The 16,849-nt window shown below is 68.8% G+C and carries 14 protein-coding genes; 1 reads left to right on the top strand and 13 read right to left on the bottom strand.

Annotated elements, in window-relative coordinates:
• Positions 1 to 18 precede the first annotated feature (18 nt).
• The gene (locus WIX39_RS23465; RefSeq protein WP_081271723.1) at positions 19 to 801 is read left to right on the top strand and encodes a response regulator; all 783 of its coding nucleotides are present in this window, start codon (positions 19 to 21) and stop codon (positions 799 to 801) included.
• Positions 802 to 1,051: 250 nt separating this feature from the next.
• Here WIX39_RS23465 and WIX39_RS23460 read toward each other — a convergent pair whose 3' ends face one another.
• The 13 genes from WIX39_RS23460 to WIX39_RS23400 form a co-directional block, all read right to left on the bottom strand.
• Complete coding sequence (locus WIX39_RS23460) at positions 1,052 to 1,732, bottom strand: response regulator transcription factor (RefSeq protein ID WP_106937328.1); 681 nt, start codon at positions 1,730 to 1,732, stop codon at positions 1,052 to 1,054.
• 11 nt (positions 1,733 to 1,743) lie between these two features.
• Positions 1,744 to 2,046: a hypothetical protein gene (locus tag WIX39_RS23455; protein WP_159053744.1), complete on the bottom strand. Its 303-nt coding sequence runs from the start codon at positions 2,044 to 2,046 to the stop codon at positions 1,744 to 1,746.
• A gap of 171 nt (positions 2,047 to 2,217) precedes the next feature.
• Positions 2,218 to 2,631 (bottom strand): hypothetical protein, encoded by a 414-nt coding sequence (locus tag WIX39_RS23450; RefSeq protein WP_409195968.1) that lies wholly within the window; start codon positions 2,629 to 2,631, stop codon positions 2,218 to 2,220.
• A gap of 9 nt (positions 2,632 to 2,640) precedes the next feature.
• Positions 2,641 to 4,755: a TonB-dependent siderophore receptor gene (locus tag WIX39_RS23445; protein WP_106937331.1), complete on the bottom strand. Its 2,115-nt coding sequence runs from the start codon at positions 4,753 to 4,755 to the stop codon at positions 2,641 to 2,643.
• Between the two features lie 153 nt (positions 4,756 to 4,908).
• Positions 4,909 to 5,181 (bottom strand): hypothetical protein, encoded by a 273-nt coding sequence (locus tag WIX39_RS23440; protein WP_081271728.1) that lies wholly within the window; start codon positions 5,179 to 5,181, stop codon positions 4,909 to 4,911.
• Positions 5,182 to 5,261: 80 nt separating this feature from the next.
• Entirely contained in the window at positions 5,262 to 6,644 is a 1,383-nt protein-coding gene (locus tag WIX39_RS23435) for a hypothetical protein (protein ID WP_409195967.1), read from the bottom strand.
• A gap of 54 nt (positions 6,645 to 6,698) precedes the next feature.
• Entirely contained in the window at positions 6,699 to 7,937 is a 1,239-nt protein-coding gene (gene tssA, locus WIX39_RS23430; RefSeq protein ID WP_409195966.1) for a type VI secretion system protein TssA, read from the bottom strand.
• The gene (locus WIX39_RS23425; RefSeq protein ID WP_409195965.1) at positions 7,937 to 12,022 is read right to left on the bottom strand and encodes a type VI secretion system protein; all 4,086 of its coding nucleotides are present in this window, start codon (positions 12,020 to 12,022) and stop codon (positions 7,937 to 7,939) included. Before WIX39_RS23425 ends, tssA begins: the two co-directional genes overlap by 1 nt.
• A gap of 40 nt (positions 12,023 to 12,062) precedes the next feature.
• Positions 12,063 to 12,824: a DotU family type IV/VI secretion system protein gene (locus tag WIX39_RS23420; protein ID WP_081271732.1), complete on the bottom strand. Its 762-nt coding sequence runs from the start codon at positions 12,822 to 12,824 to the stop codon at positions 12,063 to 12,065.
• A gap of 5 nt (positions 12,825 to 12,829) precedes the next feature.
• Positions 12,830 to 14,158, bottom strand: a complete 1,329-nt coding sequence (tssK, locus tag WIX39_RS23415; RefSeq protein WP_267898702.1) for a type VI secretion system baseplate subunit TssK — start codon at positions 14,156 to 14,158, stop codon at positions 12,830 to 12,832.
• Between the two features lie 20 nt (positions 14,159 to 14,178).
• Complete coding sequence (locus tag WIX39_RS23410) at positions 14,179 to 14,652, bottom strand: hypothetical protein (RefSeq protein ID WP_081271733.1); 474 nt, start codon at positions 14,650 to 14,652, stop codon at positions 14,179 to 14,181.
• Positions 14,649 to 16,118, bottom strand: coding sequence for a dicarboxylate/amino acid:cation symporter (locus tag WIX39_RS23405; RefSeq protein ID WP_081271737.1), 1,470 nt, complete (start codon positions 16,116 to 16,118; stop codon positions 14,649 to 14,651). Before WIX39_RS23405 ends, WIX39_RS23410 begins: the two co-directional genes overlap by 4 nt.
• A complete protein-coding gene (locus tag WIX39_RS23400) occupies positions 16,106 to 16,840 on the bottom strand; it encodes an aspartate/glutamate racemase family protein (RefSeq protein ID WP_409195964.1) in 735 nt (244 codons plus the stop codon). The genes WIX39_RS23405 and WIX39_RS23400 overlap by 13 nt, the downstream gene beginning before the upstream one ends.
• Positions 16,841 to 16,849: the final 9 nt, after the last annotated feature.

Genomic DNA, 16,849 nt, shown 5'->3' with positions numbered 1-16,849 from the left:
CGCGGTGGCGCCCGGCCTATGATCCGCTACCCGATCCGCCGCAACGTGAACCTGTCCACCCGCATCCTCATCGTCGACGACGACGCCGGCATCCGCAGCCTGGTGGCGTCCTTCCTGGAAAAGCATGGCTTCCAGGTCGACGGGGCCGGCCATCCGGCGGAGATGCGCGAACGCCTTGCACAGGCCGACTACGCGCTCATCGTGCTCGACGTGATGATGCCCGGCGAAGACGGCCTGAGCGCGCTGCGCGAGCTGCAGCGCATCGGCGGGCCGCCGGTCATCATGCTGTCGGCCGTGGGCACCGACATTGACCGCATCGTGGGCCTGGAGATCGGCGCCGAAGACTACCTGGCCAAGCCGTGCAACCCGCGCGAGCTGCTGGCGCGCATCCGCACCGTGCTGCGGCGCGCGGCCAAGCCTTCTGCCGCCCAGGCCGCGCCGGCCGTGCGGCAAGCGGCGGGCGATGCGCCTGCCACGCTGCTGTACTTCGCGGGCTGGCGCATCGACCTCGAAACCCGCCTGCTGCACGACCCGAAGGACCAGCCCGTGGACCTGTCCGACGGCGAGTTCCGCCTGCTTCGCGCGCTGGTGGAGCATCCGCGCCGCGTGCTTACGCGCGACCAGCTGGTGCAGTACGCGCTCGGCGCGGAAAGCGATTCGTACGACCGCGCGATCGATGTGCAGATCAGCCGCCTGCGCCGCAAGCTGGCCTCCGGCGAAGCGCGTGCCGACCTGATCCGCACGGTGCGCAACGAGGGCTACATGTTCGTGCCCGCAGTTACGCGCACGCCCGAGGCCTGACCCAACGCCGTCCGGCCGGTGCGGCAAAGAAGCCGCAACACGCTGAAATCCGTGGGCAATGCGCCGGCCGCAAGCTGGAGGCCTCGCATTCATCACACCTATCGATCCATGACCTTCCTCGACTGGCTTCTGGACTGGCGCACCCTTGTCGCGCTGGCCGTGGGAGATGCGGCGCTGATGGCGATGTTCCTGTTGTGGGACGCCAGGCACCTTGCGTCCCTCACATTCACGGTGCTGGAGCAACAGCGCCTCAGCCCAGAAGACCGTGGCGCGACGCTTCGAGGATTGCCTGGGTCCGGGACTTGACCTCCAGCTTGCGATACGCGTTGCGTGCGTGGAACTCCACGGTGTGGATCGAAAGCTCCAGCGCGTCGGCGATCTGCCTGTTGCTCAGTCCGTCGGCAATCAGGCGCAGGAGCTGCAGCTCGCGCGGCCTCAGCCGGCGCGGAGGTTCCGCCGCATCGGGGCGGGCACCGGCACCACGCCGCATCGACACGGCCAGCATGTCCAGCACGCGGCGCGCCACGCGCGGGTCCAGCGCCACGCCACCGCTTTCCAGCGCGCGCAGCGCACAAGCGATCTCCGCGTCTTGCGCATCGCTCAGCAGATAGCCCGTCGCGCCCGCGGCGAAGGCTCGGCGCACCAGGTCGCGGTTGTCCATGTCCGACATCGCGACCACCTGCGCGCGAGGTTGTGCCGCACGTATGCGCGCGATCAGCCGTGCGCCCTCGCCCTGGGGATGAAGCTGCATGTCGACGAACACCAGCTCGAACGAGAAGGCTGCCAGCAGGTAGTTGGCTTCCTCCGGCGTGGACACGTGCGGCGCATGCCGGCCTGGCGCGATCGCGCCGAGGATGCGCAGCATGCGCCGGGCGACCGCGGGGTCGGCTTCCACGAGCAACGCACTGAAGAAGGGCACCGGCCGGAGCATGCGCGAGATGCTCAGAGCGCCGGCTTCGGATGCGCGAGGTGGCCCGCCTTGCGCGCGTGCCTGCAGGTGCCGGCATGCTTGCGCGCGGACGCCGTGCTTGTCCCCGATTCCATGATGGGCGCGAGGGTCGACCGGGCGTAGTTGCCCGCCTCGTCGGTCTCTTGCGCGGTGCAGGTTTCGCTGCCGGCCACCAGCATGCCGGCGACGAGCGCGCCGAACGCCAGCAGGCCCGCCAGCCGCGGCATCCATGCGCTGCGGCGCCAGCCCTGCCGGGCCGTGCGCGCGGCAGGCGCCCTGTTCCATCGCGCTTGCATCGAGCGCCTCTGTGCCTGGCCGGTCGCGACTGCGGTGGGCAGCGGGCCGCTGAATCGGAGCGCTTGCGAAGCGCCGTGTGTGTCGCGATGCCAGGGGCTGTTCATGGCTGCCATGTTGGGCTTCAAAACGGGAGAAAAATTGGACGGCCGGCGCATCGGTTGTGCGCTGCTTCAGCGGTTGAAGCGGCGCGGCCCATGCGGCCAGTCGCCGTTCAGCAGCAGGCCCAGGCCGGTGGCGCGCAACGCCGCGGCCAGGGGGTCAATGAAGAAGCCGCCGACATAGTTTGCCGACTCGGGAAACGCCTCGGCGCGCGCGACTGTCGGCGCCGGTGCCTGCGCGACAGGTTCCGCATCGCGCTTCGGATCACGCTCCGGCTTAGCCACGCTGATCCACGCGCCCGGCGGGTCCGCCGTGACCGTCATGTACTCGGCTCCCTCGAACTCGTAGACCAGTGCGTACTTGCCGCCGGGCAGCCAGGTGCTGGATACCACGCGTGCCTGAGATGCCGCGTGCGCCGCGCCGCAGGCCATGCCGATGCAAAGCGCGCCGGCTGCCAGAGCCATTCGCTGGAGGAGAGTGTTCATGTGCGGGTCCTAGAAATCGAGCTTCGCGCTCAGGCTGAAGGTGCGCGGGTCGCCGGGCTTGATGTAGTTGTCGTACTGGAACTCCCAGTAGCGCCGGTTCGTCACGTTGTTGATCGCCGCGCGGAAGGTGGTGTTGCGCCTGCCGATGCGCGTGGTGTAGCTCGCGCCGATGTTGGCGACGGTGTAGCCCGGCAGGCTGAGCTGGTTCGACGCGTCGAGCATGGTGCCGCCCGTGTACTTCATGTCGGCCGACAGCTTGAGGCCAGGCACCTGCGCCACGTCGTACCCCACCTGCGCGGCGGCGATCATCTTCGGCGCGCCCGCGACGCGGTTGCCGGTGTAGCTGCTGCCGCGCCGGTAGGAGGCGTCGAGCAGCATCAGGCTGCCGCCGAGCTGCCACTGCGAGCCCAGCCGCGTGGAGGCACCGAACTCCGCGCCCTGGTAGACCGACAGGCCGTCCTGCACCAGCACGTTGGCGCTGTTGGCGTACTCCGCGCCGCGCTCGATGCGGAACAGCGCGGCGGTGGCGCTCCAGCGCTCGCGCTCGGTCTTCAGGCCCAGCTCGTACTGGCGGCTCTTCAGCGGGTTGAGCAACTGGCCGTCGTTGGCGTAGAGGTTGCTCACCGTGCTGCCGGGCTCCAGCGACTCGACATAGCTGCCGTAGAGCGTGGTGCCGGGCGCGGGCTTGAACATGAGCGCCAGCGTGGGCGTGACGACGTCGCTCTTGCGGTAGGTGGCGGTCTGCGTGCCCGTGGTGTCGTAGCCGTTCTGCTCGTAGGTGGTGCTGCGCAGGCCGGCCAGCACCGACCACCTGTCGGACAGCTTCAGCGTGTCGCTCGCGAACAGCGCACGCTGCGTGATGTCGCTGTTGCGGTAGGGCGTGAAGCCGGTGACGCTGGTGTAGCCGTTGGTGTCCTGGCGGAAGATGCTGCCGGTGCCGATCAGCTGGTAGACGGCGTTGCTGCTGTAGTAGTTGACCTGCTTCTGCCACGAAGCGCCCAGCGTCACCTGGTGTTCGAAGCCGCCTGTACGCAGCCTGCCGGTGGCCATGGCCTGCCACTGGTTGAAGCGATGGCCCTCGGCGCTGTCGGAGCGGTAGTCGTCGTAGCTGCCGCTCGCGTCCTGCAGGTAGGCGATGCCTTCGTTGCGGCTGCGCGTGGCGCTGCTGTGGCTGTAGCTGGTGCTCAAGGTCCAGTCGGGCGACAGCTGGTACTGCAGGCCGGTCGAGTAGAGGGTGAAGTCGGTGGACAGGTGCTGCCCCGCGCCCACTAGGCTGGCGTTGTTCGCGCCGATGGTCGCGGGCAGGCTCGTGCCTGTGTAGCTGCCCAGGTAGATCGACGGTGTCTGGCCGGTGGTCAGGCGCTTCTGGTGGAGCGAGTCGAAGGTCCAGGTGAGCTTGTCGGTGAGCCTCGCGTCGAGGCCGAGCGACACCGAATTGCGGCGCACGTTGCCGTCGTTGTAGGTCTTGCCTTCCTCGTGCGTGGCGTTGAGCCGGTAGCCGAAGCGATCGCCGGTGCCGAAGCGCCCGCCCAGGTCGACATGCTCGCTCCAGACGCCGGCGGTCTTGTAGCCGACCTCGATGCTGCGCACCGGCTGGTCGGTCGGCTTCTTCGTCACGTAGTTGACGATGCCGCCCGGCGAGCCGAAGCCGTACATGAAGCCCGACGAGCCCTTGAGCAGCTCGATCTGTTCGAACTGCTCGTAGGGCAGGGTGATGGCATAGCTGAGAAAAGGCTGGCCGTTGATGCGGTAGCCGTTCTGCCAGTCCAGCGGCAGGCCGCGCACCGAGATGTAGGTGGCCCAACTGCTGTAGGCCCCGCTGTTGTCGGAGACCGAGGCGTCGAGCGCGAACACGTCGCCTAGCTTGGACACCTGGCGCTCGGCGATGTCTTCGCTGCGGACCACGGTGGTCGAGAAGGGTGTCTCCAGTTGCGATCGGGTGCCCAGAGCACCGGCACCAGCCTTGGCGCTCAGGTGCTGCGGTGTGTCGTCCTGCGCGTCGGCGGTGACGGTCACCGTCGGCAGCGCTGCGCTTTCGCCGGATTGGGTGGCCTGCGCGTCCTGCGCGTGGGCCCTGCTGCCTTGTGCGGCGGCCCACAGCACCAGCAGGGCGGCTCGCCGCAAGGAAGTGAGTGAAGGGGTGGCGTCGGCGGCGTTCTGGCGTCTCGGGTTCAACGGTGACTCGCTGTGTAGATAAGAATGCCTCTCATCTTCGCGGCCTATCTCGGAGAAATTTGGGACGCCGGCCCAAGGCCCGCCGCAGCGCTCTTTGTCGCGTCAATGCCCGTTGCCGGGCGCCGGGACGAGCTCGCGCTGCTTCAGGAAGTCGTAGAGGCTGACGGCCAGCACCTGCGCGATGGGGATCGGCAGCGTGAGCCGCAGCACCGCGGCGCGGTTGACGGAGCAACGGTCGGAACTGTGGTCGACGCGGCTGGCATCCAGAGTGATGTGGACGCAGCCCGCATTGACCCAGTAGCCCGAGACTTCGTCCGCGAACACCTGCGGTGCATGCAGGTCGTCGAAGTAGGTGGCTTTGGGAGGCTGGGACATGGTGGGGCCGGAAATTGGAAGCCCCGATGATCGGCAGGGATCTGGTAGAAAAATGGGCTGTTGCCCGAGCGGTGCCGTGACTAGAGGTCTTCCGGCGGTTTGGGCTCCGGCCTTCTGATCACCGTGCCGAGGACCGATCCATGCACATTCGTGGTCGCCCCGGTGGGCATGGGAGTGCCCTTGGCCCAGGTCACGATCTTGTCGAACTCCGTCTTGGCGAGTTGGAAGTTCGCGGCGTCGACGGGGGCGGGCAAGCGCCTGTTCGCCAGAAAAGTCTTCTGAGGATGAAGGAACGGCTCTCCCGACTTGCGCAGGGGCTGTTTCAGGACGGGGGCGGGCGTGAATTTTGGCTGTGCCCTGAACGGTCTGCCCAGCCGGAAGCCCTGCACCATGCCGGCCAAATGAGCGCCGTTGTTTACTGCATGAGTGGACACATCGCTGGGTTGGTAGCTCTTGGTACTTTCGTTGAGCCAATAGAGCTGCTGCTTGATGCCGGCCGGCCTCTCGACGACTTGGCGCTCGAATCCGGGCACCTTGCCGATCCACTTGGCCATGCGTTCCGCTTGCTGGTTGTGCTTTTCCTCGAGGTAGAGCGTACGAATGCCGAGCAATGCAGGGACTTCGATCATCCCGCTGCGCATGCCGATGATCGAGAGGCCTCCATGTTCCTCGGCCAACAGGCACCACAGGCCAAGTTGAGCGGAGCGCGGATCAATCTTCACATCGGCCCATATATCGGCCCAGTCGGAATCCTTCCAGAATTCGGCGAGCGTGGGTTGGGTACGCAGTCCGATCTTGTCGCCTGCGGCGACGGGAATCACGGAGGATGAGCGCCCGATTTCTTCGTGCAACAGGCGCCAGGTAAGGATCGAGGTGAAGTGATGTGCCTTCTCGGCGGTTCTTGGCCCTTCTTTTGCGAACAGAAATACATAGGCACGCTTCTGCAGAAAGCCTCGTCCCACCAGGAAATTTCGCAAGGCTGGCCGCTTGTCGACGACGCCAGTGCCTACCTTCTTGGGCACCTTGTCCAGCCGCCACAGGGCACGCGTGCTTTTTTGCGTGCCCTGTTCGTCGTTTTCGAAAGCATCTGCAATGACTCCCGTGCCGAAGGTCGCGGAGCGCATGAAGATCGGCCGCGGAATCATTGTCTTCATGAACAGCGGGAGATTTGCGAAGTCTCTTTTGCTGACTTGCCGATAGACGCCCTTCATGCTTTTTTCGCCGGCCTCGTCGGATGAGTCGGACGGATTGATGATGCTGATCAGATTCACCCGGTTCGGGCCCACGATGGATTCGTAGAACTTTTGGAGTTCCGTGCCCTGTGTGCCCAACGAGGGGCACGAGAGGATCAATACCCCGAGCCTCGGCTTCAGCCTGAGAGCCGTCGCGATGGAGTTGCGGTCCCCGCTCATGTGGGCCCCCTGCACCATGACTTCGTCGACGTGGGTCTTGCTGAATGGCATGTCGTACCTTTCGTGTGAGCAGTGTCAGGAGGGTGGGACGGCGGACCTGTCTCTTCAGCCTTCCGGCCTCACGCCGATGATCGAAAAAAAGCGGTTCAAGTCCCCGTCCTCGCGCAGCACTTCCTGCATCAACTGCGGCAGCGGCATGCGCCCCCACGCCACCGCGCGATTCACGAGATATGGCGTCGGGCTGTGTGGCTCCTCGCGCATCAGATAGGCGGCGGCAAGCTCAAGCAGCCGGTAGGCCTCGGCGCGGCTGCCGATCTGGCCGCTTGCCGCGGCCTGCGGCAGAAGCCCGATGGCGGCAAGGGGAGGGGTGAAAGAGGCTTCGCTCATGTGGTTGTCGTCCATCGATGTGGCGGAAATGGCAGATGCGTCCGCTGCCCAGTCGGCGTGCAGCAATTCCGCCGCTTCGGCAGCCGGTTCGGGTTCTTCTTCGTCGCGCGGGTCGCGCCCCTGCAGCATGCTGCGCACCGCCTGTCGCAACTGCGCCAGCATGTCGGTCACCTTTGAAAGGCTGGGCGCACTGGCGTACAGGCGTTCGTCGAGCAGCGCCGCCAGGCCATCCCAGGCCTCCCAGGCCAGTGCGAGGCGGTCGTCGAGGTACGCGAGCGCGTACACGTCGTAGCCGGCCCGGTCGAGGATGTCCTGGCGCGACGCGACTGCACCTGCCGTGCCGTCGTCCTGCTTCGTTGCCTTCGCTGCCTTCGCGCGGGCAGACGCCGTGCCGAATTCGGTCGTGATGGCGCGCTGCCATTCGCAGAGGTTGATGAAGGGCGGATTCAACTCGGGCCACGGGACCAGCGGCACGCGCATCAGCAGCACCTGCGCCAACGTGTCGTTCGCCCACACGAACGCCGCCGCCCGCATGTCCGCGTCGCCGTCGTCCCCGATGCGCGGATGCACGCCTTCCCAGAATTCCCGCACCAGCCCTTCGAGCAGCCGCGCGCCGGCGATCAGCCCGTCGATTCCGTGCCGATGCAGCCAGGCCTCGGTGAGCCATGCGGCCACCTGCAGGTCCTTGCTGCGGCGTTGCAGCAGTTCGGTGCACAGCATTTCGGCCGCGCGCCAGTCGGCCTTCTTGAGCGGGCGGGTCCATTCGCCCATCGGCAGGCTGGCGTCTTCTTCTGTGCGCGCCTCGCGGATGCGGGCGTACACGGGGTCGTAGCGCAGCGAGGGCCCGGCGGGGCCTTCGGTGGTGTCGATGGCCAGCGGCGCAAGAAATGCCGCGAGGTCCGGCGCGAAGCCGTCGGCGGCAGCTTCGGTGTTCAGTGGGGAGAGCAGGGCGGCCATCAGGGGGTGTTCCATTCGGGCGCGCGTGCCGGGAAGGCGGCGGGCCATATCAGGGCGTTCTTCTTGCCGGCGGGGCTGGCCGCGACGCGCAGGAACACGCGCGCGCGTCCGCCGGCCGGTGTCTGGGCGATGTCGCCGGCCGACTGGGCCACCAGCGGGAACTCGAACTTCAGCAATTGCGAGCGGCCGTCGGGGCGCTGCAGCGAATCGCCTTCGCGCTGGCGCTGCGCCAGCGTGAGCAGCGCCCACGGGTCGGCAAAGCGGAAGCTCACGCTCTGGCCGTCGGTCAGCAGCGCGGGCTGTTGCGGATCGGCGCGCGCGACCACGGGCGAGTCCTTCGCGATGCGCAGCACCAGCGCCACCGGCATGCCGTATTCCCAGCGCAGCGTGCGCGGCGGGTCGCGCTGCCTGAGCACCTGGTCGCCGACCTCGAAGGACCAGTCGATGATCTTGTTGCCCTCGATCTCGGCCATGGTGTTGACCCGGAAGTCCACGCTCAGGTCGTAGCCCGGCGCGCCGCCTTCGTCGGTCGGGAACAGCGGCAGCAGGAAGTCGCGCGCACGGCTGAACTGGTCGGCGAAGCGGCGCGCCGCCGCGCCCGGCATGGCGGCGGTGCGCACGGCGCCGTCCACGCGGCTTTCCTTCAGCGCGCGCGCCAGCGGATCGAAGGCGCGCGACAGGTCGTTCACGTCCGCCGGGTCGGCCAGGTCGAAGGCGCGCGCGGTGGTGGACGCGCCGAACGGATGCCGCCCCGCCAGCGAGCGGTTGAAGCGCGTGGAGAACTGCGTCCACAGTTCCTGCTGGTCGCCGTACTGCAGCTCGTAGCAGCGCGCGAGCAGGGCGCTGTAGATCTGCTGGTGGCGGTCGGCAAAGTAGTCGCCGATGCGCGCCGCCGGCGCCTTGCCGGCCAGCTTGGCGGCGCAGGTCTCGCGGTCGATCTCGGCGCCGGTGGTGCCCAGGAACTGCTCGAGCAGCAGCAGGCTGCTGTTCGGGTTCTTCAGCCGGTAGCGCTCCAGGTCGCGGTTGATGGCCTGCCAGCGCTGCGCCAGCACCGAGCCCGCGCCCGCACCGTCGAGCGCCGCGATGTAGCCGTCGGCCAGCTTGCCCAGCGTTTCGGTGCGGTTGAACTGCTGGCCCAGGTAGGCCGCGAGCGAGCCGGTGTCCGATACGCCGAAGGCCACCAGCATCGGCCCGCGCTCGCCGCGCCAACCCTGGAAGTCGCGCCCGCGCATGGCGTACAGCTCCGACTGGTTGAAGGCCTCGTCCACGGCTTCGAGGCGCTGCAGCGCGTCGCGCGACACCAGCGCGCGCAGGTCTTCGGCGCGCGGGCCGGCGCCCAGTTCGTACAGCAGCGCCTGGATCTTGGCGAGCCGCTGGCGCGAGGCTTCGTAGGCGAGTGCCTGCGTGTCGGTGGCCATCAGCGTGGACGAAACCGGGCGCATGCCGTCGTTCGCGCCGGTCGCGGCCTCGGCCACCTGGTCGACCACCAGTTGCGCGAAGTGCGCGTTCAGCGCGCTCTCCACGGCCGGGCGCACCGTCGGCGGGAAGGCCGTCATGCCCTCGGCCATGTAGCGCTTGCGGATGTCGCCGATCGCCAGGGCCTGGTCGAGCCGCGGCAAGTCCCATGCGGCTGTTGCGCGCAGGCCCGTGCCGGGCAGCTCGCGGTCGCGCGCGGCGGCCATGAAGGGCTGCGCCAGCAGCGCGGTGAGCGCGTCGCGCAGCGCGATGCGTTCGGGCGCCAGCACGAAGCGGCCGTCCTTGTCCTGCCACAGCAGGCCGGGCTGCGCGCCGCCGAAGCGCAGGTTGAACTCGGTGCGGAATTTCTGGAAGGCGTCTTGCGCGTGGCCGCGCACGGCATCGGCCGACTCCTGCCCCAGCAGCCGGTTCTGCTCGATGCGCGCGATGGTGCGGTCGTAGGAGGCACCCAGCACCAGCACTGGCTGGCGCATCCAGCCGCCCTTGCCCGAGGCCACCAGGTCTTCCTGGTCCTTGATGGCGCCGATCACTTCGCGGTAGCTGGCCGTGGTGCGCGCGAAGGTGCCGTTGCCGGCCAGCGAGGGCATCAGCCGCGCCAGTGTTTGCTCCGACACCAGCAGTTCGTTGTTCGCGAACAGCCGTGCATCGAGCTGCGCCGTGCCCTTGTCGAGCGCGCAGCGCAGCGCCGACTGCACCGGCACCAGTGGAATCGACAGCGCATTGCCCTCGGCCGCCTGGCGGAAGTAGCGCAGGTTGCGGCTCAGGTCGGCGGGCAGTTCGGCGCCCAGCGCGTAGCGCACGGCCACGCGCAGGTCTTCGGCATTGCCGGTCGAAGGCTGGCGCAGGCGCTCCACCGCCTGCAGCGCGGCGTCGAGCTGTTCGGCCGAACCCAGGTAGCGCTGCAGCGCACCGAACTCCGGCTGGTCTTCCACCAGCAGGCCGTTCTTGCGCGGCGCGTCGCCGATGGCCCTGAAGCTCGGCGGCAGTCCGCAGCTGGCGCCGACGATGAATTCGCCGGTCGCCTCGTCCTGCTCCACGCCGCTCAACTGGCTCACACGTGCCATCAGCTCGCGCCGCAGCGTGCTCACCGCGATGTCGCCGAACTCGCGCTCGATGCGCTCGATCACCCGCTCGTTCAGGTCGTCGAAGGGCCGCCACGAGCCCGGCATGAAGAACGAATACGTGCCGTCGGTGCGCAGCCGCTCGTTCATGGCCAGCAGCGACAGCGCCTTGTTGCGGTACCAGGCGGTGGGAATGGCCTCGCCGCGCTGCTGCGCGCGCATGCGGTATTGCGCGTCGTGCTGCAGCTGCGAGAGCGCCGACACCAGCGTGCCGTTGTGCCGGTGCAGCTGCCAGGTGGCCACCACCAGGCCGATGCCCCAGCCGCCGAGGAAGATCACCGCCGTCCAGCGCAGCGCGCGGTGCAGCACCGGGCGCGCCAGCGTCTGCGTGCGCGACGGCCGGGTGAGGCCGTATTCGAGAAAGATCTTCTTCTCGAACAGGTCGCGCAGGAACGCCGGCTGGCGCATCAGCTGCGCGATCAGGTCGCCGCCGATGGGCTCCAGGTCCTTGCGGCCGTAGGCGTCGTGCTCGGCGTCGATGGCGGCCACGGCCTGCGCCGATTCGCCGGCGTCGCCAGTCAGGTAGATGCCGCGGAAGAAGAAAGGCTCGTGGTAGGCGCTCGGGCGCATCAGCTCGTCGACGTACAGCTGCAACTGGCCGCGCAGCGCCTCGATGCGCGAGGGCAGCAGCAGCTGCGGGCCGGCGCCCTGCGGCGCGGTGTCGGTGGCGAAGAGTTCGGCCGACACGTCGGACACCGAGCGCACCACCGTGCCCACCGCTTCGTCGACCCAGCCCGGCTGGTAGGTGGTCGACAGGTCGTAGGGCGACGACCAGCCCAGCATGCTCGCGCGCAGCGGCTCGGGCAGCGCGCGCGCGAAGGCGCTGAAGCCTTCGAGCTGTTCGGCGCCGGTGATGAGCACATAGACCGCGAAGCGCATCGCGAAGCGGTTCTGCGCGAGCCACAGGCGGCGGTGCGCGAGCTTGGCGCGCTTGGAGAGTTCGAGCCGCCCGTCGGTGCTGTCGTCCATCAGCAGCGCGGCGGGAATGGTGATGACCACCGAGTCGAACGGCCGCTGCGGCCGGTAGGCGCGGCACATGCCGAGGAACTCGTCCCACGGCTTCTCGGAGGCATCGTCGTCGTCGGGCGAGCCGAGGTAGGCGCCCTGGATGTCGATGACCACGCCGCGGTCGAAGAAGTGCCACGAGATGCCCTGCGTGGCCGCGGCCGAGGCCGACTCGGTGCTCAGCGCGCTGGCCACGCCCGACTGCTCGATGGGCAGCTGGCGGTGGTCGTCGCCCTCGTTGAGCAGCATGATCCATGGAATGCCGTAGCGGTCGGCGCGCGAGGCGATGTTGCCTTCGATCAGCTCCACCGCCTGGCGGAACGAGCTGCGCAGCGAGTCGAAGCGGATGCGCGCGACCTTCGGGTCGCTCGAAGGCTTGGCGTGCGAACGCCGCGCGGCAAAGTACAGCACCATGCCGAGCACGAGCAGCACCACCAGCGTCAGCACCGCGATGGAAATGAGAAAGAGCTGGTCCGTCAGCATGGCGACGACCTCCTGGGGCTCGTTGAATGGCGCATGTCGTTCATCGCTGGTACGCCCCCGATGCATCGACCGCGCCCGGCTGCAGCACCTGCCGCACCGGCCACGACTGCCACAGCCACAGCAGCTCCGACACCGCCAGCAGCGTGGCGGCGCTCAGCAGGAACAGCACCGTCCAGCGGCTGAGCGTAGGCAGCTTGCGCGGCGCGATGTGCGAGAGGGTGCTGGCATAGGCCCGCTCCGACACCACGCGGTCGCGGCCCGAGAAATCGGCCGGCCGCTGGTAGACGAACTGGAACAGCTCCTCGCGGTAGCCGAGCAGCCGCGCTTCCTCGCCGCCGCCGCGGTATTTGCCCTGGAAGCCGAGTGCCAGCGCAAAGAGATACAGCCGCGCGATGTCCCGCTTGGAGGGCTCGCGGCCCGACAGCAGTTCTTCGATGCGGCTGAACACCAGGTCGCCCGCGATGTTGGTGCGGAACAGCGAAGACTCCAGCAGGTGCGCGGTCCAGCGCTCGCGGCCGATCCACGGCGTGTGCAGCAGGATCTCGTCGGCCAGCGCGGCCTTCAGGTAGCGCGCGTCGGCCACGTTCTCGAGCTCGAAGCGGGTGCTGTCGCGGCGCGATTCCAGCGACTGCAGCTCCAGCAGGTTTTCCAGGTGGCGGGCCAGCGACTGCGCCACCAGGTCGGGGTCGGTCTCGCGCGAATCGGCGGTGCGGTCGCGGGCCTTCACGATCTCGTCGTAGAAGGCGCGGAACTGCTTGGTGATGTGGTCATCGACCGCGAGGTCGGGAAGGGTGCGTGCCATGGGGGTCAGTCCTTGATGAACAGCACGATTTCCTGCGGAGGCTGCGCGGTGGCGCCTTCGTTGGCGTTGGCTATCACCAGCAGTTCGCCAGGCACGGTGAGCGCGGCGCTGGTCTGGATGGCGTAGAGCAGGTAGCCCGAGCCGGGGCGCAGGCCCAGTTCGTCGGCCGACTCGATGGGGCGGCGCACCGCGCCCAGCACGCGGCGTTCGCGCAGCGACGGGTAGGCCGACTGCGAGCCGACGATGGCGCTGTCCATCCACGCCAGCAGGTCCTTGTCGGACTGGCCGCGCAGGCCGATCACGATGCGCGCGCCCGACAGCCACTGCGGCTGCAGCGTGGTCTCGAAGGCGCCGTGGCGGAACTCGAACTTGTGCTCGCGGTACTCCTGGCTCACTTCGGACACCGCGTCGCGCAGCGCCAGCAGCAGCGGCTGGAACACGAGCGAAGGGTTCGCATGGTCGTAGTCCATCGGCACCGGCGGCAGGCCGCCGGGCCGCAGCAGGCTCAGCGAGGCCAGCAGCGCGCACAGCGACCAGTACATCGGCAGCGGATGCAGGTGCGGCGTGCGCAGCACGGCCTCGGCATGCGGCAGGCCCGACAGCAGGCTGCGCAGTCGGTCTTTCAGCTCCAGGTGCGCGAGCCGGTCGTCCACGCGCGAAGACGGAACCGCCGTCTGCTTGGCGACGAAGGCGGCCTTGCCGCGCAACTGGCCCAGCAGGCCGGCGGCGGCCGTCCACAGCGGGTTGTCGCGCGCCACTTCCAGCAGCGGCGGCTGCGCGTCGCCGAGCTTCACCACTTCGTTGTCCTTGAAGACCTGGCCCAGCCGCAGGTGAACATGCGTGCCGGGCGGCACCGCGCCCGCGCTCAGCGCCAGGCGCGGCAGCATGCGCGGAATGTTGGCGGGCTCGGCGTCGGACACCGCGTCTTCCACCGGCGCGCCGGCCACCGAGCGAAAGCGCACCGTCGCGGAGCGGTGCCGCGCGGGCGCGTTCACGGGCAGCGTGAGGTAGATGTCGAGCGGCTCGTTGGCCAGCTGCTCCTGGTGCGGCGCGAGCGACAGCTCCAGCGCGCCGTGGGCGGCCTCGGCGGCCGAGTACTGCACGGCGGTGCCGTCAGGCAGGATGGCTTCGAGCGCCAGCACGCGCAGCATGCCGGCGGGCAGCAGGCCCTGGTCGAAGACCAGGCGGCGCACGCCCCAGCTGAAGGGAGCGGCGGCCAGCGTCTGCCAGGCCACGAGGGAGTCCATGCGCGCGGAGAACTGCTGGAAGTGCTGCGGCGACAGCAGCATGCCTTCATGCCACTCGACGCGGTCGGTGATGGGAGCGGTGTTCACTGTTGAAAGGTCCGGGTTGCTCAACGCGTGGTCGACACGTCGAAGCTTTGGATGTCGAAGCGGGCGATGACGGCGCCCTTGAGGTCTTCCACCCGCACGCGATTGGCGCCGGGCGTGGTGTAGTTCGCGAAGACGAGCACGGCCGCCACGCGCGGCGAGCCGATGGCGCTGGCGGGTACGCGGATCGTCTGGCCCGGCACCAGCTCCCAGGAGAGGTACGACAGGCTTTGCGGGAAGGTCTTCTGCAGGTCGGCGCGCGCGCCGAACCACTTGGCGGCGGTGAGTTCGGTGACCCGGGCGAGCATGGCCTCGTCGAGCACCATCACCACGTCGACCGCCACCGGGCTGTTCTGGTTGGCGTTGGACGCGGCCGACAGCGTGAGCTCGCTCCAGTCCACGCGCGTGCCCTTGGGAAAGAGGCTGCCGCATGCGGCCAGTTGCGCAAGCAGCAGCGCGGCGGCGATCCATCTGAAGAAAGTCGAGGTCCTGTTCATCGCGATATTCCAGGGTTCGCCGCGGCGGAAGTCGCGTACGCGGCGGGGGGCTGCACGGCCTGCCGCGCACCCACGGCAATGCCCATCAGCAGGATCAGCAGGGAAGCCAGCACGCTGCAGCCCGCCAGCAGATAGACGTTGCCGCGCGTGAGCACGAAGCGCAGCGGCTGCACGGGCGCCGCATGGGGGGCGGGCGCGGCCACGCGCTCCGACGGCAGGCCGGCCGAAACGATGGCGATCAGCGCGCAGCTGGCCAGCAGCGTGAGCAGGTTGCGCGGGCCTTCGCAGATCAGGTCGATGGCCAGGAACAGCGCCAGCGCGGCTTCTATGGGCAACTGCAGCAGCGACAGCACGATGCCCGCGTAGCCCACGTTGGTCAGGCTGTTGTTGCCGGCCGAGGCGAAGGCCGCCACCGTGGCGCCGGTGCCGATCATTCCGATGTCGGCCGCGCTGAGCGTGCGGTCGTACAGGTTGGCCACGAACAGCGCGAGCAGCACGTAGTAGAGCGCCGAGCCCGCGCGCAGGAACACCGAGGCTGTGGGCACCACCAGCTCCACGATGCCGCGGCTGAAGCCCAGGCGCGCGCTCATCGCCTCGATGGTGTGCGGAATGCTGGCGGTGGTGCTCGACGACACAAGGCTCACCAGCATCGGCGTCTTCAGGTGCTGCAGCACCTCGACCAGCGGCTGGTTGCCGCGGCGGTGGATCACCCAGATGGCCGCCATGCCCAGCAGCGCCACCAGCACCACGAAGTGCAGCAGGAAGCCGCTCATGGCGCGGATCGTCACCGCGTCGGTCTGCGAGAACACATGCGCCGACATGCCGAAGGCCACCACCGGCAGCAGGATGTTGGCGCGCGCGATGATGAGTTCGAGCGTGCGGTAGATGCCCTCGAACATGTGGTTGAGCGCGTTGTGTTGCGTGCGCGCCAGCGCCGCGAAGGCCAGCCCGAACAGCAGCGCGCAAGAAAGTATTCCCAGCGAGCGCCCCTCCACCAGCACGCGGAAGAAGTTGTCGGGCAGCAGCGTGGCGCGCGGGCGCTCCACCGGCGTGGCCTGCACGCCGCCGTCGTACAGCCGCATTTCCATGTCGCCGCCGTCGCCGGCCTTCTGCACCAGCTCGCCGAGGTGCTCGCGCAGGTCGGCGTCGAGGTGCGCGCCGGGCGAGTTCACCCAGCCCAGCGCCAGGCCCGTGCCCGCGCAGCTCGCCACCAGCAGCAGCGCCAGGCCCGCGATCATCGCGATGCGCCGCGCTGGAAACGGCAGCCCCATGGTCTGGCGCAGGCCGAAGAAGGTGGCCACCACCAGCAGCGGAATGGCCGCCATGCTCACGATCGACAGGTACACCTGCGCCGCCGTGTAGGCCACGTCGCCCAGCGCGGGCGCGAAGATGCCCGCGACGCCGCCTGCCGCCATGCACATCAGCAGGGCGAGCAGGCTGTGGGACATGCGCGTCAGGAAACCCATGTCGGCTTGTTCCATCCCTTGTCGAGCGCAAAGGCCACCGTGGCGCGGGCCAGCTCCAGCGAGCTGTCGATCAGCGTGAGGGCGCTGTGCTCGGCGGCGTGCGCGGCGTGGGCTGCGATCGGCAGTTCGGTGCAGCCCATGATCACGGCGGTGGCGCCGGTGGCGGCCAGTGCTTGCAGCGCAAGCTCGAAGGCGGCCGCGCCGGCCCGCACGTCGCCGGCCTTCACGGCGCGGATGCAGGCGTCCACATGGTCCTGGCCGGTGGCGGCATCGGGCACGAGGAAGTCGATGCCGCGCTCGCGCAGCGCCTCCTGGTAGAAGCCCGAGGCCAGCGCGCCGCGCGTGGCGAGCACCGCCACCCGCGCCGCCCGGCCCGCCGGCGCGGTGGCGATGGCGGCCACGCACGACTGCGCGATGTGGATCACCGGCGCGCGGCTGTGCGCGACCATCTGCGCGTACCAGTGGTGCGACGAGTTGCAGGGAATCGCCACCACGCCCACGCCGATGCTGTTGAGCACGTCGATGCCGGCCAGCAGCGCGGCCAGCGGATCGGGCCCATTGCCCAGGATGGCGCTGGAGCGGTCGGGCACGTGCGGCAGGTTGGCCACGATCACCGGCAGGTGCTCCTGGTCGCGCGTGGCGGGCGTGAGCTGGATGATCTTCTCCATGAAGTCCACCGTGGCCGATGGACCCATGCCGCCGAGAACGCCGATGCGTGACATGAGCGCGTG

The sequence above is a fragment of the Variovorax sp. AB1(2024) genome (assembly GCF_037482385.2).
GTDB lineage: Bacteria > Pseudomonadota > Gammaproteobacteria > Burkholderiales > Burkholderiaceae_C > Variovorax.
Note: the sequence above shows the minus strand (reverse complement) of the source record. Positions and strands in the feature narration are given on the sequence as shown.

Excerpts from the sequence above, each read along its gene's own strand:
- WIX39_RS23465 (WP_081271723.1), top strand. The coding sequence starts at position 19 with ATGATCCGCTACCCGATCCGCCGCAACGTGAACCTGTCCACCCGCATC.
- WIX39_RS23460 (WP_106937328.1), bottom strand. The coding sequence starts at position 1,732 with ATGCTCCGGCCGGTGCCCTTCTTCAGTGCGTTGCTCGTGGAAGCCGAC.
- WIX39_RS23455 (WP_159053744.1), bottom strand. The coding sequence starts at position 2,046 with ATGCAAGCGCGATGGAACAGGGCGCCTGCCGCGCGCACGGCCCGGCAG.
- WIX39_RS23450 (WP_409195968.1), bottom strand. The coding sequence starts at position 2,631 with ATGAACACTCTCCTCCAGCGAATGGCTCTGGCAGCCGGCGCGCTTTGC.
- WIX39_RS23440 (WP_081271728.1), bottom strand. The coding sequence starts at position 5,181 with ATGTCCCAGCCTCCCAAAGCCACCTACTTCGACGACCTGCATGCACCG.
- WIX39_RS23435 (WP_409195967.1), bottom strand. The coding sequence starts at position 6,644 with ATGCCATTCAGCAAGACCCACGTCGACGAAGTCATGGTGCAGGGGGCC.
- tssA (WP_409195966.1), bottom strand. The coding sequence starts at position 7,937 with ATGGCCGCCCTGCTCTCCCCACTGAACACCGAAGCTGCCGCCGACGGC.
- WIX39_RS23425 (WP_409195965.1), bottom strand. The coding sequence starts at position 12,022 with ATGCTGACGGACCAGCTCTTTCTCATTTCCATCGCGGTGCTGACGCTG.
- WIX39_RS23420 (WP_081271732.1), bottom strand. The coding sequence starts at position 12,824 with ATGGCACGCACCCTTCCCGACCTCGCGGTCGATGACCACATCACCAAG.
- WIX39_RS23410 (WP_081271733.1), bottom strand. The coding sequence starts at position 14,652 with ATGAACAGGACCTCGACTTTCTTCAGATGGATCGCCGCCGCGCTGCTG.
- WIX39_RS23405 (WP_081271737.1), bottom strand. The coding sequence starts at position 16,118 with ATGGGTTTCCTGACGCGCATGTCCCACAGCCTGCTCGCCCTGCTGATG.
- WIX39_RS23400 (WP_409195964.1), bottom strand. The coding sequence starts at position 16,840 with ATGTCACGCATCGGCGTTCTCGGCGGCATGGGTCCATCGGCCACGGTG.